Origin of the sequence: Streptomyces sp. NPDC051555 (genome assembly GCF_044454405.1) — a bacterium.
Lineage (GTDB): Bacteria > Actinomycetota > Actinomycetes > Streptomycetales > Streptomycetaceae > Streptomyces.
In genome coordinates, this window is sequence record NZ_JBITDP010000011.1 from 229,742 (window position 1) to 251,952 (window position 22,211).

17 protein-coding genes are annotated in these 22,211 nt (G+C 73.9%); 5 read left to right on the forward strand and 12 right to left on the reverse strand.

What is annotated here, in order from left to right; all coding sequences use genetic code 11:
- Positions 1 to 123: 123 nt before the first annotated feature.
- From ACIBEA_RS23250 to ACIBEA_RS23270, 5 genes are all read right to left on the reverse strand, one after another.
- On the reverse strand, positions 124 to 672 hold the full coding sequence (locus ACIBEA_RS23250; RefSeq protein ID WP_399263840.1) for an SMI1/KNR4 family protein: 549 nt from the start codon (positions 670 to 672) through the stop codon (positions 124 to 126).
- 81 nt (positions 673 to 753) lie between these two features.
- Complete coding sequence (locus ACIBEA_RS23255) at positions 754 to 2,070, reverse strand: ATP-binding protein (protein WP_399263842.1); 1,317 nt, start codon at positions 2,068 to 2,070, stop codon at positions 754 to 756.
- Positions 2,070 to 2,774: a response regulator transcription factor gene (locus ACIBEA_RS23260; protein WP_399263844.1), complete on the reverse strand. Its 705-nt coding sequence runs from the start codon at positions 2,772 to 2,774 to the stop codon at positions 2,070 to 2,072. The genes ACIBEA_RS23255 and ACIBEA_RS23260 overlap by 1 nt, the downstream gene beginning before the upstream one ends.
- A gap of 44 nt (positions 2,775 to 2,818) precedes the next feature.
- Positions 2,819 to 4,345 (reverse strand): alpha/beta fold hydrolase, encoded by a 1,527-nt coding sequence (locus ACIBEA_RS23265; protein ID WP_399263846.1) that lies wholly within the window; start codon positions 4,343 to 4,345, stop codon positions 2,819 to 2,821.
- A 135-nt stretch (positions 4,346 to 4,480) separates the two neighbouring features.
- Positions 4,481 to 5,284, reverse strand: coding sequence for a DeoR/GlpR family DNA-binding transcription regulator (locus ACIBEA_RS23270; protein ID WP_399263971.1), 804 nt, complete (start codon positions 5,282 to 5,284; stop codon positions 4,481 to 4,483).
- A gap of 138 nt (positions 5,285 to 5,422) precedes the next feature.
- On the opposite strand from ACIBEA_RS23270, the gene galT reads away from it, so the two are divergent.
- Both galT and galK read left to right on the forward strand, forming a co-directional pair.
- Positions 5,423 to 6,472 (forward strand): galactose-1-phosphate uridylyltransferase, encoded by a 1,050-nt coding sequence (galT, locus tag ACIBEA_RS23275; RefSeq protein ID WP_399263849.1) that lies wholly within the window; start codon positions 5,423 to 5,425, stop codon positions 6,470 to 6,472.
- Complete coding sequence (gene galK / locus ACIBEA_RS23280; protein ID WP_399263851.1) at positions 6,469 to 7,737, forward strand: galactokinase; 1,269 nt, start codon at positions 6,469 to 6,471, stop codon at positions 7,735 to 7,737. The genes galT and galK overlap by 4 nt, the downstream gene beginning before the upstream one ends.
- Here the strand turns inward: galK and ACIBEA_RS23285 are convergent.
- From ACIBEA_RS23285 to ACIBEA_RS23295, 3 genes are read right to left on the reverse strand one after another with little or no spacing between them, the layout of a single operon-like run.
- The gene (locus tag ACIBEA_RS23285; RefSeq protein ID WP_399263854.1) at positions 7,718 to 8,599 is read right to left on the reverse strand and encodes a DUF3626 domain-containing protein; all 882 of its coding nucleotides are present in this window, start codon (positions 8,597 to 8,599) and stop codon (positions 7,718 to 7,720) included. The genes galK and ACIBEA_RS23285 overlap by 20 nt on opposite strands.
- 23 nt (positions 8,600 to 8,622) lie before the next feature.
- The gene (locus ACIBEA_RS23290) at positions 8,623 to 9,606 is read right to left on the reverse strand and encodes an FAD binding domain-containing protein (RefSeq protein WP_399263856.1); all 984 of its coding nucleotides are present in this window, start codon (positions 9,604 to 9,606) and stop codon (positions 8,623 to 8,625) included.
- A complete protein-coding gene (locus ACIBEA_RS23295; protein WP_399263858.1) occupies positions 9,603 to 12,167 on the reverse strand; it encodes a molybdopterin-dependent oxidoreductase in 2,565 nt (854 codons plus the stop codon). The genes ACIBEA_RS23290 and ACIBEA_RS23295 overlap by 4 nt, the downstream gene beginning before the upstream one ends.
- Before the next feature lie 288 nt (positions 12,168 to 12,455).
- On the opposite strand from ACIBEA_RS23295, the gene rph reads away from it, so the two are divergent.
- Positions 12,456 to 15,116, forward strand: coding sequence for a rifamycin-inactivating phosphotransferase (gene rph, locus ACIBEA_RS23300; RefSeq protein ID WP_399263860.1), 2,661 nt, complete (start codon positions 12,456 to 12,458; stop codon positions 15,114 to 15,116).
- 15 nt (positions 15,117 to 15,131) lie between these two features.
- Here the strand turns inward: rph and ACIBEA_RS23305 are convergent, their stop codons facing one another.
- A complete protein-coding gene (locus tag ACIBEA_RS23305) occupies positions 15,132 to 16,574 on the reverse strand; it encodes an amidase (protein WP_399263862.1) in 1,443 nt (480 codons plus the stop codon).
- 154 nt (positions 16,575 to 16,728) lie between these two features.
- Between ACIBEA_RS23305 and ACIBEA_RS23310 the strand changes: the two genes are divergently transcribed.
- Positions 16,729 to 17,337, forward strand: coding sequence for a TetR/AcrR family transcriptional regulator (locus ACIBEA_RS23310; protein WP_399263973.1), 609 nt, complete (start codon positions 16,729 to 16,731; stop codon positions 17,335 to 17,337).
- Positions 17,338 to 17,402: 65 nt separating this feature from the next.
- On the opposite strand, the gene ACIBEA_RS23315 is transcribed toward ACIBEA_RS23310, so the two are convergent.
- The 3 genes from ACIBEA_RS23315 to ACIBEA_RS23325 are packed head-to-tail and all read right to left on the reverse strand — an operon-like array spanning position 17,403 to position 19,806.
- A complete protein-coding gene (locus ACIBEA_RS23315) occupies positions 17,403 to 18,074 on the reverse strand; it encodes a response regulator (RefSeq protein ID WP_399263864.1) in 672 nt (223 codons plus the stop codon).
- Positions 18,071 to 19,264 carry a sensor histidine kinase gene (locus ACIBEA_RS23320; RefSeq protein WP_399263866.1) on the reverse strand — a complete coding sequence of 398 codons (1,194 nt, stop codon included), beginning with the start codon at positions 19,262 to 19,264 and terminating at the stop codon, positions 18,071 to 18,073. The genes ACIBEA_RS23315 and ACIBEA_RS23320 overlap by 4 nt, the downstream gene beginning before the upstream one ends.
- Before the next feature lie 20 nt (positions 19,265 to 19,284).
- Entirely contained in the window at positions 19,285 to 19,806 is a 522-nt protein-coding gene (locus ACIBEA_RS23325; RefSeq protein ID WP_399263868.1) for a hypothetical protein, read from the reverse strand.
- Between the two features lie 298 nt (positions 19,807 to 20,104).
- Here ACIBEA_RS23325 and ACIBEA_RS23330 point away from each other — a divergent pair, with 298 nt between their 5' ends.
- Positions 20,105 to 22,072: a GTP-binding protein gene (locus tag ACIBEA_RS23330; protein ID WP_399263870.1), complete on the forward strand. Its 1,968-nt coding sequence runs from the start codon at positions 20,105 to 20,107 to the stop codon at positions 22,070 to 22,072.
- Positions 22,073 to 22,211 lie beyond the last annotated feature (139 nt).

A 22,211-nucleotide genomic window follows, 5' to 3' on the forward strand; every position in this document is an offset into this window, starting at 1 on the left:
CACCCCCCCTGGGTCCCATCGCCCGCAATCCTCTACGCGGGGGCCCACATTTTAAGGCCCCCCCCCCCCCGCCCGGGGGGGGGCCCGGGCCCCCCCCCCGGCCCCCGCCCCGGCGGACACGCCCTAGCGGTCGCGCCAGTTGACGAAGGACGCCTCTCCGCTCAGCACCATGCTGATCTTCTGCTGCCGGAACTCCTCGTCGCCCAGGAGGCCGTGCAGGAACCCGGCCATGCCGCGGGGGTGCACCTGGAACTCGGGGTGGGTGTGCCGCCCGCAGATCAGGACGGGCCACCGGTCCGGGTCCTCGTCCGTGGTGTCCCAGCAGTAGACGTCAGCGCCCGAGGTGACGGCCCACGCCACGATGGACGCGGGATCCACGTCGAAGTCGGCCTCGTCGCCGCACATGTCCCACATCTCGCGGACGAGCTCCGTCTCGTCCCGCAGGCCCGGGCCGTCCCGGTACGGCCACCCGTCGGCCCGCTCCGAGGGCAGCAGGACGTTGATCGCGTCCTGCACGACCCCGGCCCCGTACACCTCCATGAACCGGACGTAGTCCGAGGGGAACCGCTTCCCCCAGATCGCTTCGACCTCGTCCCAGCGGATCCGTTCGTCCACCCCGCCGGCCACCGGTATCAGTGCGGCGAGCGCCGCCACCGCGTCCGTTCCGTGCATGTCCTGCCCTTCGTCCGTCACCCGCACCGCGCGGGGTGCCGCGTACGGGGCCCAACCTAGGGAACCCGGCGCCGCCGCACGTCACCGGCCCGTCGGGGAGTGGGGCGGGAGGTCGAAGCCGACCTCGGCGCCGCCGTCCGGGGCGGCGGTGGCGAAGACGGTGCCGTCGTCGGCGGTCACGAGGGCGTGGACGATCGCGAGCCCGAGGCCCGAGCCCGGCACCGCCTGGGTGCGCGGACCGCGGTAGAAGCGGTCGAAGACGGCGGCCCGTTCGCCCGGCGCGATGCCGGGACCGCGATCGCGCACGAAGAGCCGGGCGCCCTCGACGTGGACGGTGACGGCCGTGTCCTCGGGGCTGAACTTCAGCGCGTTGCTCAGGAGGTTGTCGACGCAGCGGCGCACCGCCCGCGGGCGGGCGCGCACCGGGACGGGGCCGCGGGTCGTGACCGTGATGCTCCGGCCCGTGCGCTGCCGGTGGCGGTGCGCGGCGTCCTCGGCCGCGGCGGGCAGGTCGACCTCGGCCGGCTCCTCCTCGGTGGAGCGGTCCGTGGCCAGGTCGACGAGCTCGCGGACCAGCGTGTCGAGCGCGGCCGCCTCGGTGACCAGCGTGGTGAGGATCTGTTCCTCGTCCTCGGGGGCGAGCCGGCCGCGCCCCCGTTGGAGCAGTTCCGCGCTGCCGCGCACCGAGGTGAGCGGGGTGCGCAGCTCGTGACTGGCGTCCTGGACCAGCCGCTGCTGCTGGTCGCGGGACCGGCGCAGGGCGGCGAGCATGCTGGTGAAGCTGCGGGTCAGCTGGCCGATCTCGTCCAGCCCGGCCGGCGGGAGCGGGGTGGTGAGGTCCTGGGTGGTGGTGATGGACCGGGTCACCCGGGCCAGGCGGCGCACCGGACGCAGGATGCGGTCCAGGGCGAGCCAGCTCAGCAACGCCGACAGGGCGGTGGCGGCGACGGTCGTCCAGGGGACCCGCCACAGGAAGGCGTGGTCGATGCGTTCGGCGCCCGCGTAGTGCTGGGCGACCATGACGGCGCCGCCACCGGGCAGCGGCACGGTCAGGACGCCGTACTCCGCACCGCCGACGGTGATGTCCTCGCGGGCGGAGGCCCGCGCGCCCCGGGCCACGGCCAGGGCCGACTCCGGGACGGGCAGCTCCGCGCGTCCGGGGTCCAGCGGGCGCACGGCGCCCGCGGCGCTGAGGACCTGCTCGGTGGTGTCCGGCCGGACCGGGGGCGTACGGTCGACGCCGAGCAGGGCGACGGCCGTCACGGCACGCTCGTCGAGCGCGCGGTCGAACTGCTCGGCCACGACGTCGCTGACGCCCCGGTACGAAAGGGTGGCGGCGAGCGTCATGGCGAGCGCGGCCGCCGCGATGACGACCAGGGTGATCTTGGCGCGCAACATCAAGCGGCCCGGACGGTGTAGCCGACGTTGCGCACGGTGTGGATCAGCCGTGGCGCGCCGTCCTGTTCGGTCTTGCGGCGCAGGTAGCCGACGTAGACGTCGAGCGAGCGCGAGGTGGTGTCGAAGTCGTAGCCCCAGATGCGCTCGTAGATCTGGGTGCGGGTGAGGACCGAACCCTGGTGGCGCAGCAGCAGTTCCAGCACGTCGAATTCGGTCTTCGTCAGGTCCAGGGGCCGGGCACCCCGGTGCGCTTGGCGCGCACCGGGGTCGAGGGTGAGGTCCGAGACCGCCAACACCGCGCTCTCCACCGGGTCCTGCGGGTCCACGCGGCGCAGCAGCGCGCGGATGCGGGCGAAGAGCTCCTCCGTGGCGAAGGGCTTGGACAGGTAGTCGTCGGCGCCCGCGTCCAGACCGGCGACCCGGTCGCCGATCTGGTGACGCGCCGTCAGGACGAGTACGGGCAGCCGGTCGCCGCGGCGTCGGAGCATCCGGCACAGCGCCAGACCGTCGAGGCCGGGCATGACCACGTCCACCACCGCGAGGTCGGGGGACTCCCGTTCGAGCACGGCGAGGGCTTCGAGCCCGTCGCACGCGAGCAGGACGCGGTACCCCTCGAAGCGCAGGAGCTGGTCCAACGTGCTGCGCACGCCGGGGTCGTCCTCGACGACCAGCACCGTACGACGGTTCTCGTTCACCTCAGTCATGTGATCATCTTCGCCGTTGGTGGGCGTGGCCACGACCTCGGCCTTCAGCGGCGTACGGGAGTGACGGCGATGGGCGGGACCGCTCCGAAGCAGGAGGTGTCGCCGGGGGCGTTGGTACGGATGAAGCGTGTGGTGACGCCCGTGACGCAGCCGCTGGACTCCAACTCGGGCACGTGCCCGACGTTGCGCACGGAGAAGAAGGTGCTGTTGCGGAACTTCGCCGCGGCCAGGCGCCCGTTGGCGTCGGGGGTGTTGGCGTCCAGGTCCCCGGAGAGCACCAGCACCGGGACGTCGGGCAGGCGCAGTTCGGTGGGCTGCGGGCGCCCGGTGTTCTCGCGCGGCCAGGAGATGCACACGTCCCCGCCGTCGGTGGGTCCCTCGGTGAACCCATGGCCGCTGAAGGCGCCGAAGCCGCCCTGCCCGGCGCCCGCGAGGGCCTTGCGGTACTGCTGCCACCGCACGGACAGCGGGGCGTCCGTGGCCCACGCCTTGCGGTAGTCGTTGCAGACCACGGCGATGTACGGGGCCTGGTCCTCCGTGCTGCCCGAGGAACCCTCCTCCCGCACCAGCCGGCGCAGCGGCTCCGTGTCGCCCTTGACGAAGCGGTCGAGGGCCCACGGGGCGCTGCCGAGGAGGGAGGGCTCGGCCGGTGCCATCCCCGCGCCCCGGCTCGCGGCCTCGAACATGAGGTGGGCGAGCTTGCCCTCGGTGAACCGCTCGCGGTAGGTCCTGCCCTCGGCGACGATCGGCACGGTGAGGGGGCGCTCCCGCAGCCGCGCGGCCGTGGTGGCGAGGTCCCGGACGGCCTTGTCGCCGTCGCACGCCTTGGGCACGGAGCGTTCGCACACCCGGCGCAGGGCCAGGGAGACGGCCTGTGCGCTCGGCCGTACGAGGGGGTCGAAGTCGTGCGGGTAGGCCCCGGACAGCACGATGTTGCGCACGCTCCCGGGATGCCTGCTCGCGTACACCGGCATCAAGTAGGTGCCGTACGAGAGCCCGTAGAGGGTGAGTTGGCGCACCCCCAGTCGGGCCCGGACGGCGTCGATGTCGTCGGCGGTGGCCGCGGTGGTGTAGCCCTGGGCGCGCGGGCCGAGGGTGCGGGCGCAGTGCGCGACGGCGTCGCGCTGTTGCTGTCGGGTGCCGAAACGGTACTCGGCGTCGGTCACCCCGCAGGGGATCCGCTCGGACGCGCCGGTGCCCCGCGGGTCCACGAGCAGCAGGTCGTGGTCGTCGAGGACCCCTTCCAACCCCGCGGCGAACTCGGCGGCCTTGCCGATGGCCACCTCGCGGGGACCGCCGGGATTGACCGCGACGGTCCCCTTCGCGGCGCCCTGGCCCCGGTGGCGCACGACCGCGTAACTCACGCCGATCGTGCCGAGTTCCGGCTTGCCCGCCACCAGCGGACGCCGCAGCGAGCCGCAGTCCACCTGGTGTCCCGCCACGGTGGGGCACCACGTCGGGCCGCTCCCGGCCGGATCGGCGGCGCTCGCCGCCGGCACGGCCGAGAGCAACAGCGCCATCGTGCCCACGGCCAGTACCGTCCGCCGCGCCCCGCTCGTGTACGTGCTCATGTCCGCTCCTTCGTCGCGTCCTGTGGTGTGGACACGACCTTGCCCGGCCCGTGACAGGGCCGGGCAAGAGCGACGGCAAAGGCGTGTGAGAACCGCGGAGAGGGATGCGAAGGAGGCCGGAGGGCGCGGCGGCGCTCAGCCGCCGGCGACGAGGAGTTCGCCCACGTGCTCACCGAGTGCGGCCCGGGCGGGTGCGGGCATGCCCGCGTCGGTCACGAACCAGTCGGCCCGGTCGAGCGCCGCGAAACCGCTGAGCCCGACCACCCCCCACTTGCTGTGATCGGCCACCACGGCGACCCGCCGTGCGGAGGCGACCAGTGCCCGGTTGGTCTGGGCCTCCATGAGGTTGGGGGTGGTCAGCCCGGCCTCCTCGGTCACCCCGTGCGCGCCGAGGACGAGCAGGTCGACGTGGAGCGAGGAGATCACCAGGTCGGCCAGCGGGCCGACCAGTGCGGCCGAGGGGGTGGGGGAGCCGCCGGTGAGCAGCAGGGTGGGGGCTTGGGCCCCACCGCCCCGGCCGGCTGACCGCAGCAGGTCGGCCACCGGGAGGGAGTTGGTGACGACGGTGAGTCGCGGGACGCCGAGCAGTCGGCCGGCCACGGCGTGGGCGGTGGTGCCGCCGGAGACCGCCACCACGCTGCCGGGCTCCACCAGTGCCGCGGCCGCGTCCGCGATGGCGGCCTTCGCCGCCCCCTCCAGATCGGACTTGGCGTCGAAGCCGGGCTCGTGCCCGCTGGCCCCCGTGGTGGCGACGGCCCCGCCGTGCACCTTCTCCACGGCCCCGTCGCGGGCCAGGGCTTCCAGGTCCCGGCGCACCGTCATGTCCGAGACGCCGAGCCGCTCGACCAGCTCCGCCACCCGTACCGTGCCGTCGCGCCGGACCGCTTCGAGGATCGACGCACGTCGCTGGTGGGCCAGTTGCGCAGCCTGTTCGGCCACGTGGTCACTCCCGGCTATCAGGGCTATCAGGGGAATCCGGTCGGAAAGCAACAACATAGCATGGGATTGTTGTTCGGTCCTGTGGGAAATGCCTCGCCAGTCTGTTGATTTACTTTGAGATCTGTTTAGTCTTGGCGGGTGAAGAAGACCCTCGCGAAACTCGCGGACGGCCGCGAACTGATCTACTTCGACACCGACGAAGGCGCCGTGCGCGATGCGCCCGACCTGCGCCCGTTGGACCGGGTGCGCAGCCGACCGCAGGTGCGGCGGGACGAGGCGACCGGTGACTGGATCACCATCGCCTCCCACCGGCAGGACCGCACCTACCACCCGCCCGCGGGCGAATGCCCCCTGTGCCCCTCCCGGGACGGCCGGTTCACCGAGATCCCCGCCGCCGACTACGAGGTGGCCGTCTTCGAGAACCGCTTCCCCTCCCTGGCGGGCGAGGTCGGACGCTGCGAGGTCGTGTGCTTCACCCCGGAGCACGGGGCCGGTTTCGCCGACCTCACCCCGCGCGCCGCCCGCCTGGTCCTGGACGCGTGGACCGACCGGACCGCCGAGCTCGCGGCCCTCCCGGGCGTCGAGCAGGTGTACTGCTTCGAGAACCGGGGGGTCGAGATCGGGGTGACGCTCGCCCACCCGCACGGCCAGATCTACGCCTTCCCCTTCGTCACCCCGCGCACCGCCAAGATGACGGCCGCCGCGGCCGCGCACCGCGCCGGCACCGGACGCAACCTCTTCGAGGACCTGCTGGCGGACGCCCGCGCGGCCACCGACCGGGTGGTGACGGCAGGGGAGCACTGGACCGCCTTCGTGCCCTACGCCGCGCGCTGGCCGTACGAGGTCCACCTCTACCCGCACCGCCGCGTCCCCGACCTGACCCGCCTGAGCGAGGCCGAACGGGCCGAGTTCCCGGAGCTCTACCTGGACCTGCTGCGCCGCTTCGACCGGCTGTTCCCCGCGCCGGGGCGGCCGGAGGGGCCGGGCCCCACCCCGTACATCTCGGCCTGGCACCAGGCCCCCCGTACCCACGGGGAGGAACTGGCCCTGCACCTGGAGCTGTTCACCGTGCGGCGCACGCCCGACAAGCTCAAGTTCCTCGCCGGGACGGAGTCCGGGACGGAAGCCTTCATCAACGACGTGGCCCCCGAGACGGCCGCACGACGACTGCGGGAGGCCCTGGCGTGAAGCCGAACGCACAGCGGGGCGACGGTCCCCCGGCCGACGATCACCGGACCGACGACCACCGGACGGACGACCACCGGACGGACGACCACCGGACGGACGACCACCGCGCCGACGGTGTCGCGGACGCCTTCGCGCGGCTCTTCGGCGGCCCCCCGGACGGGATCTGGGCGGCGCCGGGGCGGGTGAACCTCATCGGTGAACACACCGACTACAACGACGGGTTCGCCCTGCCCATGGCCCTCCCGCAGAACACCCAGCTCGCCGCACGCGCCCGCACGGACGGGCGGCTGCGGCTGCACAGCGCGCAGGGCGACGGCCGGATCACCGAACTGTCCGTGGCCGCCCTGGCCCCCGGCGCGGTGACGGGCTGGGCCGCCTACCCGGCCGGCGTGGTCTGGGCCCTCGCCGAGGCGGGCCACCCGGTCGGGGGAGCGGACCTCCACTTCGACAGCACGGTGCCCACCGGCGCGGGCCTGTCCTCCTCGGCCGCGCTGGAGTGCGCGGTCGCCGTCGCCTACGACGCGCTGTACGGACTGGGCCTGAGCGGGCCCGAGGCGGCCCGGATCGCGCAGCGGGCGGAGAACGCCTTCGCCGGAGTGCCCTGCGGGATCATGGACCAGATGGCCTCGACGTGCTGCACCGCCGAGGCGGCCCTCCACCTCGACGCCCGCACCCCGCAGGACCACCGGCAGGTGCCCCTCGACCTCCGGGGCCGGGGGCTGTGCCTGCTGGTGATCGACACCCGGGTCTCCCACGACCTCGGCGACGGCGCGTACGCCGCCCTGCGCGCCGGCTGCGAACGCGCGGCCGCACTGCTCGGGCTGCCCGCCCTGCGCGACCTGGACCCCGCGGAGCTACCGCGGGCCCTGGCGGCCCTGCCGGTGGAACTCGCCCCGCTGGTGCGCCACGTGGTGACCGAGAACGCCCGGGTCGAGGAGGCGGTCTCCCGGCTCCGGGAGGGCGATGTCGCGGCCCTCGGCCCGATCCTCACCGCGGGCCACGCCTCGCTCCGCGACGACTACCGGGTCTCGTGCGCGGAGACCGACCTGGCCGTGACCGCGGCACTGGGCGCCGGCGCGCTCGGCGCCCGGATGACGGGCGGGGGCTTCGGCGGCTCCGTCATCGCGCTGGTGGAGGAGGCGCGGCAGGGCGCGGTGGGCCGCTCCGTCACGACCGCTTTCGCCGCAGCCGGGCACCACCCCCCGCGCCTCTTCCCCGCCACTCCGTCCCCCGGCGCCCGCCGCCTCACACCGAAGTCCGCCTGAGGGCCCGGTCGCACGACCCGGCGCCGCCGGGGGCTCCGAAGCGGGCCAGGTAGTGCCAGACCTTCTTGAGCGACTGGGGGTCGTGCCGGCCCGTACGGGACGCTTCCCCGATGCTCCGGGGGTCGAGGACGCCGTCGACCGCGAGCCGCGCGGCCAGGTCGACGTACTCCTGCCCGCGGTAGTCGGGGTGGCGGCGCAGCTCTTCGACGGCGAGTCGGAAGCCGGGGTGCCACTCCACGGGGCAGCCGAGGCGCAGCGCCGCGGCCTCGACGGCCGTGCCGCGGTAGCAGGGGTCCAGGACCAGTGCCTCCGCGTGGTGGCGCGGCAGGACGGCTCCGTGCACCTGTGCCTCGACGTAGTCGTCGAGCTCGTCCTGACGATCGGCGAGGGCGAGCTCGATGAGCCCCATGCGGGCCGCGACACCGAAGTCCGAGGGCTCCATGAAGCTGTCCGGGTAGCAGAAGGTGCTCCGCTCCAGCGCTCCGGCGGCCAACCGGAAGTGGGCCGAGCCGAACCGGGGCGCCCCACCGACGGGTTTGCGACGGAAGTTCAACGCGCCGTAGACGGGCCGCTCGTCGGCGGCCGCGTCGTCGTAGGCGCCGCCGAAGATCCGGCTCTCCCAGTGCCACCGGTCACCGCCCGGACGCGCGGTCAGCCCGCCGTTGCTGGTCCCCGTGACGAACTGTGAGCGGTAGCCGCCGTCCCCGGCCATGGCGTCCAGGATCGGCTCGCCGCGCAACAGCCGGTCCGGGTGGAAGTTGAGGGTCACCCGCAGCGTCGGGTCCATCGCGGGGCCCGACGCCAGGTCCGAGACGTGTCGAAGGGCGCGTTCCCGGGCGGTCGGGGAGGGGGCGGAGCTCATCCGCACAGTATTCCCCACCGTGATCAGTCGGCGCGCGCGGATTCTCCCGCGACAGTCCCTCCGGCGGCTCGTTCCAGGGCTTCCAGCACGGTGTCGCGGAACAGCCCCACCTTGTAGCCGGTCCCCGGCAGCGGGCGGCAGCGGCCCAGGACCGCCGAGGCCGCCGAGGCGAGGACCGCGGGAGTGGCCTCCCGGCCGATCAGGGACGCCTCCACCTCCGTCAGCCGCAGCGGTACGCGCGCCACCCCGCCCGCGGCGACGGCCGCGTGCGTCACGGTGGAGCCGTCGAAGGCGAGCCGGACCGAGGCCTCGACCAGGGGCCATTCGGCGTACGCCCGGCTCGTGGACCGGTGGTAGGCGGCGCGCTCGCCGGGCAGCGGCGCGGGCAGCCGGACCGCGGTCAGGATGCGCTCCGGCGCCAGCAGGTGGTCGCCGCGGTGGAGGGCGTCGCCGTCGCCGTACAGGTCGGCGACGGCGCGCGGGGATTCGCCGTGGACCTCGGCGTGGGCGTCGTAGGCGAGCAGGGCCATCGCGAGGGTGGACGGGTGCGGGGCGACGCAGGGACCGTCGCCGCTGACCACGCCGAAGTGGTGGTCGCCGGCGCGCGCCGGGCAGTCGGTCCCACCCTTCTGGAGGCAGCTGACGTGCGGATTGCGGTAGTACCAACACCGGTTGCGCTGCAACAGATTGCCGCCCAGGGTGCCGGCGGCGCGGATCTGTGGGGTCGCGGCCGCCCCCGCCGCCAGGGCGATGCCGGGCCAGCCGTCCCGCAGTTGTGGATCGGCGGCCAGCGCGGCGAGAGTGGTCAGCGCGCCGATCCGCAGTCCACCGCCGGGCAGGGGAGTGCACCCGCGCAGGTGCTCGGCGCCGGCGAGGTCGGTGAAGGGCCCGGAGGCGACCCCGCTGCGCTGCCGGGCGGTGGTGTCGGTGCCACCCGCGCGGAGCTCGCCCCCACGGGCCAGGACGGCGGAGGAGAGGTCGGCCAGGGCGGGCTCGCTGCTGCTCATGTGCCCAGTCCTTCCAGGAGCCGGTCGGGGCGGATGGGCATGTCGTACGGGCGCCAACCAGTCGCGTCGTGGACCGCGTTGGCCAGGCACGCCGCCGTGGGCAGGGTGGCGATCTCGCCGAGACCGACGCCCCCGCCCGGCACGTGTTCGAAGCCCTCCTGATGGAAGTGGACGGTGATCTCAGGGGTGTCGCCGATCCCCGGGACGCGGTAGTCCTCCAGGTTCTCGGTCAGCACCCGACCGGTCACCGGGTCGGTCCGCCGCTCCTCGTAGAAGGCGTAACCGACCCCCTGGATCACCGCGCCCTCGCACTGGCTCCGGGCGAGTCGCTCCTCGTGGATCCGGCCGGCGGCGATCCCGCTCCACACGCGCAGCGGACGGATCCGACCGAGCCGCGTGTCCACCTCCACCTCGGACACCTGCACCGATCCGGTGAAGCCGCGGCCGATCGCCACGCCGCCCAGCGGGAAGGGGGTCACGAAGCCCCTGCGATCGCGGGGGCGCCGACCGACCACGCGCAGGCCGTGCGCCGCATCGAGCCGCGCCCCGACGTCGCCGCCGCCGAGCGCGTCGCGCAGCCGGGCCGCGGCGTCCGCGGCGGCGGGCACCAGGGACGGCGTGGTGCGGCTGCCGCCGGAGGTCGGCCCGTGGACGGTGTCGCTGTGGCCGATCTCGGCGCGCACCCGGGCCTCCGGCACGCCGAGGCCCGCGGCGACGGCCCGGAGCAGTACGCTCCGCGACCCCGTACCCATGTCCTGTACGGCGCAGCGGGCGACGACCGTGCCGTTCTCGACGGTGAGTTCGACCTCGGTGACGGGATCGAGGAAGTACAGCCAGTTGGCCGCCGCGACGCCGACGCCGCGGCGGAACCGCCCGCCGCCGCCCCGGGGACCCGACCAGACGGGAAGGGCCGCCGCCCAGTCGTACAGGGCGTGCCGCTTGGGGTTGCCGTCCCAACGCCGGCGCAGGGCGATCGGATCCTGGCCGAGCCGGTGGGCCATCTCGTCGACGGCCTGCTCCAGGGCCCAGCACATCGTGGGTCCGCCCGGCCCGCGGAACGGGGCGCCCGGCGCCCGGTGGGTGACCGTGTCGAAGTCGCGGAGCCTGCGCGGCGCCTTCCCGTACACGAACCGGGCCAGCGCCGCGACGGTCCCGCCCACCGCGATCCCGCCGTCGTTGTCCGCGTCCATGACCAGCGCGCTCAGCCGGCCGTCGGCGTCCGCGGCCATCGCCAGCCGGATCCGGGTGCCGGGCCGGTACCCGCCGTCCACGAGCTCCTCGTCCCGGTCCAGGACCACCCGCACCGGCGCACCGTGCAGCCGCGCCAGCTCCACCGCGGCGACCACGTCGGAGGTCAGCCCCATCTTGCAACCGAAGCCGCCACCGACGTGGACGGCCCGCGCCACCACCCGGTCGACGGGCACGCCGAAACGCTCGGCGGCGAGCTCGGCCACGCGCTTCACCGACTGCGTGGACACCTCCAGGTGGAGGGCGCCGTCGATCCACTGGGCCAGGGCGGCATGCGGTTCGAGCGGGGTGTGCGTCTGTGCGGAGGTGGTGAACACCCCCTCCACCAGTCGCTCGGGGCTGCGGTCCCGGGCAGCGAGGACGCGGCGCACGGCCGTGGCGGGGCGACTGTTCATGGCGGAGGGGCCGCGCAGGTTGCCGCGCCAGCGCGCGGGCACCAGTTGGGGGGCCTCGCCGGACCCCGGCGCCCGCTTGCGCGCCGCCTTGTCCGCGTAGACCAACGGGCCCTCGCCGGACCGCACCTGGCGCGCGTCCAGGGCGGCCGGCAGCACTTCGTAGTCCACCCGCACCCGCGCCGCGGCCGCCCGCGCGGCGGCCCGGTCCGGCCCCGCGACCGCGGCCACCGGCTGTCCCACGTAGCGCACCACGCCGTCGGGCGGCAGCAGCGACACCAGCGGGTCCTCGCCGGCCTCCAGGGAGCGCACGTGCGCGTGCGCGTGCGGCGAGCGGATGATCACGCCCTCCAGCAGCCCTTCGGGGCGGTGGTCCGTGGTGTACCTGGCAGAGCCGTCGATCTTCTCCGGGGCCTCGGTGCGCGCGACGGCCGGCGCTTCCCCGTGGGCGGGCGCCGTGTCGTGGTCACCCGCGCAGGTCGCGGCCACCGCCGCGAAGATCCCCTCGTAGGCACCGCACCGGCACAGGTGGCCCGACAGCGCCTCCGCGATCTCCTCCCGCGCCGGACGACCGCGGCCGTGCGCGGCCCGCCACCGGTCGCAGAAGGCCGCGGCCTCGACCACGAACCCCGGGGTGCAGTAGCCGCACTGGAGCGCGTCCGCCGCGGCGAACGCACGCGTCACCGGATGGCCGGACAAGCCCTCCACCGTCGTCACCCGCCGGCCGGACAGCAGGACCGCCGGCGTCAGGCAGGACACCCGGGGCTCACCGTCGACCTGGATCGTGCAGGCCCCGCACACCCCGCCCGCGCAGACCAGCTTCGTACCGGTCAGGCCCAGCCGGTCGCGCACCACCTCCACGGCCGCCGGGTCGTCTTCCACGTCCACCGCGTGCCGGGCGCCATTGACCTCGAACTCCAAGGGACCCACTCCTCGGCCGGGGGGCGGCGGTCGGCTCCCGCGCTCGTGTACCCGTTCCTTGATATCCCGCTATCGGGGTCGGCGCAGGTCGGCGCAGCCCGGTCGGGGGAGCGGAGATGCGTGGCGAGGGCGCTGGTCGGCGCGGCCGACGGCAAAAGAAAAGGGCAAGGAGACCTCTCCTCGCCACTATCAAGATATAGCGCACAGGGGGGCTTGCGGCAAGGCCCCCTGTGCGCCGCAGAATCATCGACCTGGGCCACAACCTGCGCGAACGAGGGGCACGAAGGCATGGAGAGCGCGTTGACCGAGCAGTACGTGTGCGGACTTCGGGAGGTGGACGAGACGCAGCTCGCGGTCGTCGGCGGGAAGGGGGCGCACCTGGGCTCCCTGGCGCGGATCGAAGACGTCGTGGTGCCGGACGGCTTCTGCGTGACCACGCACGCCTTCCAACGGGTCGTGGCGTCGCAGCCGTCGGTCGAGGAACAACTGGACCGGCTGGCGCGCCTGGACCCGGACGACCAGGAGGCGGCCCGTACGCTCGCTGCGCGGATCCGCCGGACCGTCGAGGGGACCGCGGTCCCGGCCGACGTCGCGGCGGCGATCACCCGTTCGCTCGGGCAGTACGGAGAACGGGCCGCCTACGCCGTCCGGTCCAGCGCGACCGCGGAGGACCTGCCGACGGCCTCCTTCGCCGGCCAGCAGGACACGTACCTGAACGTCGTGGGACCCGAGGAGGTCCTGCGTCACGTCAGCCGGTGCTGGGCCTCGCTGTACACCGATCGGGCCGTGGCCTACCGCCGGCGGGCCGGCATCGACCACCGCACGGTCCGGATGGCCGTGGTCGTGCAGCGGATGGTCCTCCCGGACGCGGCCGGCATCCTGTTCACGGCCGACCCGGTCACGGGCGACCGGAAGGTCGCCACCGTGGACGCGGGCTTCGGCCTCGGCGAGGCCCTGGTCTCCGGCCTGGTGAACCCCGACGTCTACAAGGTGCGGGGCGACGAGGTCGTCTCCAAGGCGGTCGCCGTCAAGGAGCGGGCCGTGCGGGCCCTCGCGGGTGGCGGTACGCAGGACGTGGCGATCGAGCCGCGGCGGGCGGAGCAGCCGGCGCTGACGGACGCCCAGGTCGTACGGCTGGTGCGACTCGGACGACGGATCGAAGCGCACTTCGGCGCTCCGCAGGACATCGAGTGGTGCCTGGCGGATGACGGCTTCCAGATCGTCCAGAGCCGCCCGATCACGACGCTGTTCCCCGTACCGGTACCCGCGCCCGGGTCCGTTCCCGCGTCCGTTGCCGCTCCCGGGACCGGTGGGCCGGCCGCCGAGGAGAACCGCGTCTACGTCTCCGTCGGGCACGGCCAGATGATGACCGACCCCATGAGGCCGCTGGGGTACTCGATGTGGCAGCTGACGGCCATGGTGGCGATGCACCAGGCCGGCGGGCGGCTGTTCGTCGACGTGACCCGGCGCCTCGCCTCGCCCACGAGCCGCGAGGGCCTCCTGGACGCCCTGGGCAAGGGCGATCCGCTGATGCGGGACGCCCTGGCGACCGTACTGGGACGCGAGGACTTCGTCCCGTCCCTGCCGGACGCGGTGCCCGCCGGCCCGCAGGCCGGCGGGCCGCCCACCCCGATCGCGACCGATCCGGCCGTGGTCGCGCAGCTGATCGAGCGCAGCCGGGACTCCGTCGCCGCGCTGGCCCGCGCCATCCGGACCAAGAGCGGACCGGAGTTGTTCGACTTCCTGCTGGAGGCGTTCGAGGAGCACAAGCGCGTCCTCGGCGACCCGCTGAGCATCCAGGCGATCATGGCCGGGATGGAGGCCACGTGGTGGCTGACGGACACGCTCCAGGAATGGCTCGGCGAGAAGAACGCGGCCGACACGCTCACGCTCTCCGCGCCCGGCAACGTCACCTCGGAGATGGGCCTGGAGCTGCTCGACCTCGCGGACGTGATCCGCCCGCACCCCGAGGTGGTGGCGTTCCTCCAGCGCGTCGAGGACGAGGACTTCCTGGACGGGCTGGACGGGCTCGCGGGCGGGACCGAGGCGCGCGCCGCCCTGGAGGCCTACCTCGACCGGTACGGCATGCGCTGCGTCGGCGAGATCGACATCACCAGGCCGCGGTGGAGCGAGCGCCCCGACACGCTCGTGCCCGTGATCCTCGACAACGTCAGGAACTTCGCGCCGGGCGCCGCCGAACGGCGCTTCGAGGAAGGCCGGCAGAAGGCCCGGCAGAAGGAACGGGACGTGCTCACCCGGCTGCTGGCCCTGCCGGACGGGGAGGGCAAGGCGGCCGAGGTCAAGCGGGCCATCGACCGCCTCCGGACCTTCATCGGCTACCGGGAGTACCCGAAGTACGGCATCATCAGCCGCTACTTCCTGTACAAGCAGGCCCTGTTGGCGGAGGCCGACCGCCTCGTGCAGGCCGGCGTCCTCGCCGAGCGGGAGGACGCCTTCTACCTCACCTTCCAGGAACTCCACGAGGTCGTGCGCACGCACCGGGTGCCGGAGGGGCTCGTCCAGCAGCGCAGGGAAGCCTTCCGCGCGCACCACGCGCTCACTCCGCCGCGCGTCCTCACCTCGGACGGCGAGGCCCTCAGCGGGGCGTACCGGCGCGACGACGCGCCGGTCGGCTCCCTGATCGGACTCGCGGTCTCCGCCGGGACGGTCGAGGGCCGGGCCCGCGTCATCCTGGACATGGCGGACGCCGATCTCGAAGCCGGCGACATCCTGGTCACGCCCTTCACGGACCCCAGCTGGTCCCCGCTGTTCGTCGGGATCGCGGGGCTGGTGACGGAAGTGGGAGGACTGATGACCCACGGCGCGGTGATCGCCCGAGAGTACGGACTGCCGGCCGTCGTCGGTGTGGAAGGGGCCACCCGGCGGATCAGGGACGGCCAGCGGATCCGCGTGCACGGAACCGACGGCTACGTCGAGATCCTGTCCTAGGGCGAAGGACACGCACTAGGCGCGCCCGGCCCACACGGTGGGGGTCCGCTGCGCCCAGGGAGCGGTCCGTTCCAACTGCCCGGCGAGCCGGAAGAGCAGGTCCTCGCGGCCGTACCCCGCGGCGAACTGGACGCCCACGGGCAGCCCGGTGGCGGGGTCGCTCTCCAGCGGGACGGACATCGCGGGGGTGCCGGCGACGTTGAACGCGGCCGTGAAGGGGGAGCGGTCGAAGAGCCGCTCGACCCAACCGAGGCCGTCCGCACCTTCGGCGCCCCGGCCGTAGGTGCCCAGGGGGACGGGCAGTTCGGGCAGGGTCGGGGTGAGCAGCAGGTCGTAGTCGGTGAAGTACCGGCCGATCGCGCGCGCGACGCGGTTGCGCATGGCGAGCGCGTCGACGAACTCGGGTCCGCCGACCCGCCGTCCGTAGGCGTAACTGGCCAACATCTCGGGCTCGACGGTGGTGGAGTCGACCGGTCGCCCGGAGGCGGCGGCGCTGCCGTCGATCCACGGCACCAGATTGGTGCTCCACAGGCGGGCGTTGGCCAGGACGAACTCCTCCCAGCTGACGCCGAGGTCGACCCCGACCTCCTCCACCCGGTGCCCCAGGGACTCGGCGAGGCGCGCGGAGCGCAGCGTGGCGTCGACGACGGTGGCGTGGGCCGGCCGACCGTTCCAGGGGCGGGTGAGGAGGCCGATCCGCAGGCTGCCGGGAGTGCGGTCGACCTCCTGCGCGTACGGCCGCTCCGGCCGCCGCGCCGCGTAGGGGTCACCGGCCTCGGGGCCGTGGACGAGGTCGAGGAGCGCGGCGCTGTCGCGCACCGACCGGCTGAGGGCGCCGTGGACGGCGAGCCCGTTGAAGACCTCGTCCGCGTCGGGGCCCATGGATATCCGACCGCGGGTCGGCTTCAGGCCGAAGAGGCCGTTGGCGGCGGCGGGGACCCGGATGGAGCCGGCCGCGTCGGTGGCGTGCGCGATCGGGACGATGCCCGCGGCGACGGCGGCTCCCGCGCCGCCACTGGAGCCGCCGGGGCTGCGGGTCGGGTCCCAGGGGTTGCGGGTGGCGCCGTACAGGACGCCTTCCGTGGTGGTGCTGTACGCGAATTCGGGGGTGGCCGTGCGCCCGAGCGTCACGAGCCCGGCGCGACGGAAGCGCGTCATGAGCGAGGAGTCGGCGTCGGCGACGGTGCCCGCGGCGAGCCGACTGCCCAGCTCCACCCGCTTGCCGGACATCGCGATGGCGATGTCCTTGATCAGGAAGGGCACCCCGGCCAGCGCGGTGCTGCCCGGAGGCGGTACGTCCTGGCCGGGCCAGGTCTCGACGACGGCGTTGATCCGCGGATTCACCAGGTCCGACGCCTGCTGGGCGGTCGCGGCGAGTTCCGCGGCCGTCACGTGGCCGCGGGCCACCAGGTCGGCGAGGCCGACGCCGTCGTAGGTCACGTACTCGGAGAGCTTCATGTGCGTTCGTCCGTCCAGGGGTGTCGTTACGGCGTGACGGGACCGCTCGGTATCTGATGAGACCGATCGGTATCGTGCAGGACTGATCGGTACCGTAGCATCGTGATCAGGTGGTGCGATCCCCACCGGACCGGAGAAGGGCCGCATGGCGAGCATGGACAGGGTCAGCAGGCAGAGCAGGGTGGCCAAGCTGCCGCCCCGGGAGCGGATCCTCGACGCGGCGGAAGAACTCTTCTCGCGCGAGGGGATCAAGGCGGTGGGCGTCCAGGCGATCGCCGACCGGGCCGCAACCACGAAGATGGCGCTCTACCGCCACTTCGAGACCAAGGACGCGCTGGTGGAGGAATGGCTGCGCATCGTCGCGGCCGACTACACCGCGGTGTTCGACCGCTTGGAGCACACGCACCCCGACGACCCCCGGGCGCAGATCCTGGGGATGGCCCGCTTCATCGCCGACGGACTCCCCGAGATCTCCCACCGGGGGTGCCCGTTCATCAACTCCGTGGCCGAACTGCCCGACCGCACCCACCCGGCGCGCCGGCTGATCGAAGCCCACAAGTCCGGCCAACTGCGCCGGCTCACCGCCCTGTGCGGCCGCGCCGGACTGGTCGATCCGGACGGGGCCGCCGCGGAGATCACCTTCACCCTCGAAGGGGCGCAGGTGAGCGCCCAGAACGCGAGCATCGTGGACGCGGGCGAGTTGCTCGTGCGGATCGTCACGGCCATCGTGGACCGCCACGCGGCGCCCGGAGCCGGCGGCTGAAGCCGGGCCGCCGGTCAGGCCGGGCCGCCGGTCAGGCCAGGACGCCGGTCAGGCCGGGCCGCCGCTCAGGCCAGCCCGGCCTCGATGGCGCGGCGGACGGCGGCCGCGCGGTCGGGGATGTCCGCTTTGGCGAACAGGTTGTTGATGTGGGTCTTGACGGTGGCCTCGCTGATGAAGAGCTTCTCGGCGATGCCCCGGTTGGGCAGGCCCCGACCGATCAACGCGAGGACCTCGCGTTCGCGGGGCGTGAGGTCCGCGGGCAGGGCGGGCCGCGCCGCGGGCGACGCCGTCGCCGTGGTCCGTACGGTCGCGAGCAGCCGGTCCTGCACCTCGCGGTCGAGGACGGACTGGCCGGCGGCAGCGGCCCGGATGGCCCGGGTGATGTCCTGTCGTCCGGCGTTCTTGGTCAGGTACCCGCGGGCTCCCGCGCCCAGGGCGCCCAGGATCGACTCGTCGTCGGCGAAGGTGGTGAGCACCACCACCGCCACCTGCGGGTACTGCTCGCCCAGCCGGCGGGTCGTCTCGATCCCGTCCATGACCGGCATCCGCAGGTCCATCAGTACGACGTCCACCGGCCCGGCGGCGACCGCCGCCAGCACCTCGGTCCCGTCCGCGGCGGCGGCGACGACGTCGATGTCGTCGGACAGCCCGAGCACCGCGGCGAGCGGTTCCCGGACAGCGGCCTGGTCGTCGGCGACGACCACCCGCAACTTCTGCTGCTCGCTCGCTTCGCTCATCCCGGGATCACTGCCTCCACCTGCCAGCCGCCCCGATCCGGCCCTTCCGTGACCGGGCCGGCGGTGACGGTTCCTTCCAGCAGCGCGACGCGTTCGCGCATGCCGATCAACCCCATCCCGCTTCCGGGACCCGCGGTCACCTCGCTGGTGCCGGGGCCGTTGCGGATCTTCAGTGTCGTCGATCCGACGGCGAACGTCAGCTCCACCCCGGCGCTTCCCCCGGGCGCGTGCCGAGCGGAGTTGGTCAGCGCCTCCTGGGCGATCCGCAACAGGTTCTGGGTCACCCGGGTCGGGAGTTCGCGGACCGTACCGGTGACGGTGAGGGCGCCGCGGTGGCCCGAGGACTCGACCATCGCGGTCAGGGTCTCCAGCAGCGGCAGCGCGTCCTCGCGCAGCGCGTGCACGGTCCACTGCGCCTGCCGCAGGCTCTCCTTGACGAGGGCGTGGGCCTTGGCGTTGGCCTCCCGGACCTTCTCCAGGTCACCGGTCTCGATCAACGCGTCGGTCAGCTCCAGCTGCATGTTGATCCCGGCCAGCGAGTGCGCCAGTACGTCGTGCACGTCCCGGGCGATCCGGCCGCGCTCGGCCAGGACGGCCGTGCGCGCCTCGGCCCGGGCGGCGCGCTCGGCCGACTCGGAGGCCGCGATCACGGCCCGCACCGCCTGGCGCTGGCTGCGGTTGAGGATGCCGACCAGGACCGTGGCGCCGGTGGAGAGGCCGAGGGTCCACGGCAGCTGCTGGTGCCCCGGCCCGAGGCCGAAGTACAGGACGCCCGCGCAGAGCACGCTGCACAGCGCGGCGAGGGCCAACGCCCACTTCGTCTCCAGCCGGTAGCCGATGTGGCCGGCCAGGAAGAAGGCGAACAGGTAGCCCGTTCCGCTGCTGCTCACCGCGATCAGGCCGGCCGCGGCGAGGACTCCGCCGGTCAGCCAGAGGGGGGCGAACCGCTGCGTCGTCGCGTTCTCCGGCAGGCCCCGGGCCAGCAGCGCGGCCGTGCAGAGGGCGAAGAGCGCGGCGACGGCCAGGCCCCGGCCGGTGACGCCCATGGGCCGGACCGTCACGACGCCGACGACGATCACCGCCAGGGTGAGGGCCCACCGGACGCGGGGGTCCTGGCCGGGAACCGGATGCGGGACCGCCTCCGGCGGCGGCGTACTTCCCGGAGGCGGAGCGCTGTGGGTCGTGGGCATGTGCAGAACGTACTGCACGGTCAGGCCGTGCGGTCGAGGACGGCCACGGGGCGGGTCACGGCGGTGCTGCGGCTCCGGATGAAGATCGTCGCCAGCCGCGTGACCACCTCGGTGAGGGCCATCAGTACGAACGCCGCCACCCAGGCCTTTTCGGTGGTGATCTGGTGGGTGACGCTGAACTGCCCGACGGTGGCGGCGCCGCCGTGCTGGACCCAGAGTTGGAAGCCCATCCGGGCGCCCATGCCCACGACCCACAGGACCGCGGACACCGCACCGGCCTTGATCAGGACGTGCCCGTCGAGGGACCGGATCCGGGTGTAGACGCCGCCCGCGATGCCGAGCGCGGCGCCGACGGCGACCAGGAGCCCGATGAGCACCAGGTCGTTGCCCGCGGTGGGAATGGTGTCCAGGTAGGAGTTGGCGACGAAGGCCACGATCCCCAGCGGGATCAGGAAGGTCTTGAGGTCGAGCCGGCCTTCCCGGAGCTGGCGGAAGACGATCAGCAGGAGGGCGATGTCGGTGATCCACTCGGTCGTTGTCATGCCCTCAAGACTGCTGCGGATCGGCCCGCGGCACCTGGACCCAGGGGTGGAAGAAGGGGTGGAAGAAGGGGTGGAGAGCGGGGGTGGAGAGGAGGGGCGGGGAGGAGGGGCGGAGGCCGGGGCAGCGGCCGGGACCGCCTCCGCAGGCCCGCCCGGTGCCGAAATGCAGTGGCCGCGGGTGCGGGTGGTGTGCGAGCGTCGGGGGAGAGCCCAACATCACCGAGGAGCCGATCGATGCGCCGTTCGTCCATGTCCCCCGCGAAAGGAACGATCATCCATCTGAAGGACATGACGCTCTGTGCACACCGCCTCACGCACGCTCAACCTGGGCATCCTGGCCCACGTCGACGCCGGTAAGACCAGCCTGACCGAACGGCTGCTGTACGCGGCCGGGGTCATCGGCGAGATCGGTAGCGTCGATGCCGGCAACACCCTGACCGACAGCCTGGAGATGGAACGCCGCCGCGGCATCACCATCAAGTCGGCCGTCGTCAACTTCCCGCTCGGGAGCGGTGGTTCGGCGCTCTCCGTGAACCTGATCGACACCCCGGGCCATCCCGACTTCATCGCCGAGGTGGAGCGGGTCCTCGGCGTCCTCGACGGCGCTGTCCTCGTCGTCTCCGCGGTGGAGGGCGTGCAGCCGCAGACCCGCGTCCTGATGCGGACGCTGAAGCGGCTCGCCATCCCGACCTTGGTGTTCATCAACAAGGTGGACCGGCGCGGCGCCGACGACGCCCGCGTCCTGCGGGAGGTCCGGCGGGCCCTGGACGTGCCCGTGGTCCCGATGGGGCGGGTCGTGGCCGACCTCGGCGCGGCCTCGGCCGGGGTCGCCGCCTTCGCCCCGGACGACACCGCCTTCACACAGGGCCTCCTGGACGTGCTCACCACCCACGACGACGCCCTGCTCGGCGCCTACCTGGCCGACGAACGGTCCGTCCCCCACGAGCGACTGCGGTCCGCGCTCGTCGCGCAGACCCGCAGCGGGCGCGTGCACCCGGTGTACGTCGGCTCGGCGATCACCGGCGCCGGGATCGCGGACCTCGTCGAGGGCATCGAGCGCCTCCTTCCCGCCGAACGCGCGGATGCCCGGGCGCCCTTGTCGGCACGGGTGTTCAAGGTGGAGCGGGGCGGGGGCGGCGAGCGGATCGCCTACGCCCGGATCTTCTCCGGCCGACTCGCGGTCCGCGACCGGGTCCCGGTCGCGGGCGCCGGCGCGGGCGCCCGGCCCAAGGTCACCGACCTGGCCGTCTTCGACCGGGGCGCCGCGGTGCGCGCTCCGGTGGCCCGGGCCGGCCAGATCGCGGTGCTGCACGGCCTGTCGAGGGTCCGGATCGGGGACGTGCTCGGTCAGGAACCCGACGGCCGCCCCTACGGGCGGGTCTTCGCCGCCCCCTCCCTGGAGACCGTCGTCGTGCCTGCCGACCCTGCCGACCGGGGCGCCCTGCACCACGCCCTCACCCAACTCGCCGAACAGGACCCGTTGATCGGCCTGCGGCGGGACCCGGACGGCCCGGAGCTGTCGGTCTCGCTGTACGGCGAGGTGCAGAAGGAAGTCCTCGCGGCCGCCCTGGCGCAGGAGTACGGGATCACGGTCTCCTTCCGCGGGACGACCCCCATCTGCGTCGAGCGCGTCACCGGTACGGGGGCCGCGCACGAGATCATCGACCAGGAGGGGAACCGGCTCCTGGCGACGGTGGGCCTGCGCGTGGAGCCGGCTCGGGTCGGCGGCGGCATCGCCTTCCGCAGGGAGGTCGAGCTCGGCTCGCTGCCGCCGGGCTACATGCGCGCCGTCGAGGAGACGGTCCGGGCGACCCTTGGCCGGGGGCCGTTCGGCTGGCAGGTGCCCGATTGCACCGTGACCATGACGCACTCGGGATTCTGCAGCATCCGCAGCACGGCCGGGGAATTCCGGGCGCTCACCCGGCTGGTCCTCATGTCCGCGCTGCGCCGGGCCGGTACGGTCGTGCACGAGCCGGTGCACCGGTTCCGCCTGGACTTCCCGCAGGACGCCCACGCGGCGGTGGCGCTCGCGCTGGCCCGGCACCGCGCCCAGCCGGAACCCCCGGTGGCGCGGGGGGACGCGTACGTGGTCGAGGGCCTCCTGCCCGCGGACCGCGTGCACGGCCTGGGGCGGGAACTGCCCGCACTCACCAGCGGCGAGGGCGTGCTGGAGACGGCCTTCAGCCACTACCGCCTCGCCCCCGTGCAGCGCGCCCGGGCGGGCACGGACCGTGGGGCCCGCGCCACCGGGAGCGACCCGAGCTGAGCGCGGCCACCTGCCCGGAGGTCCGGCGAACGGCTGCGGCGGGCCGGGGGCGACTGGTAGTAGTGCCTCTGGGCAGGTGCCTTCGCGTCGTGTTCCAGGGTCGTGTTCCAGGGTCGTGCTTCAGGGTCGTGTCTCAGGG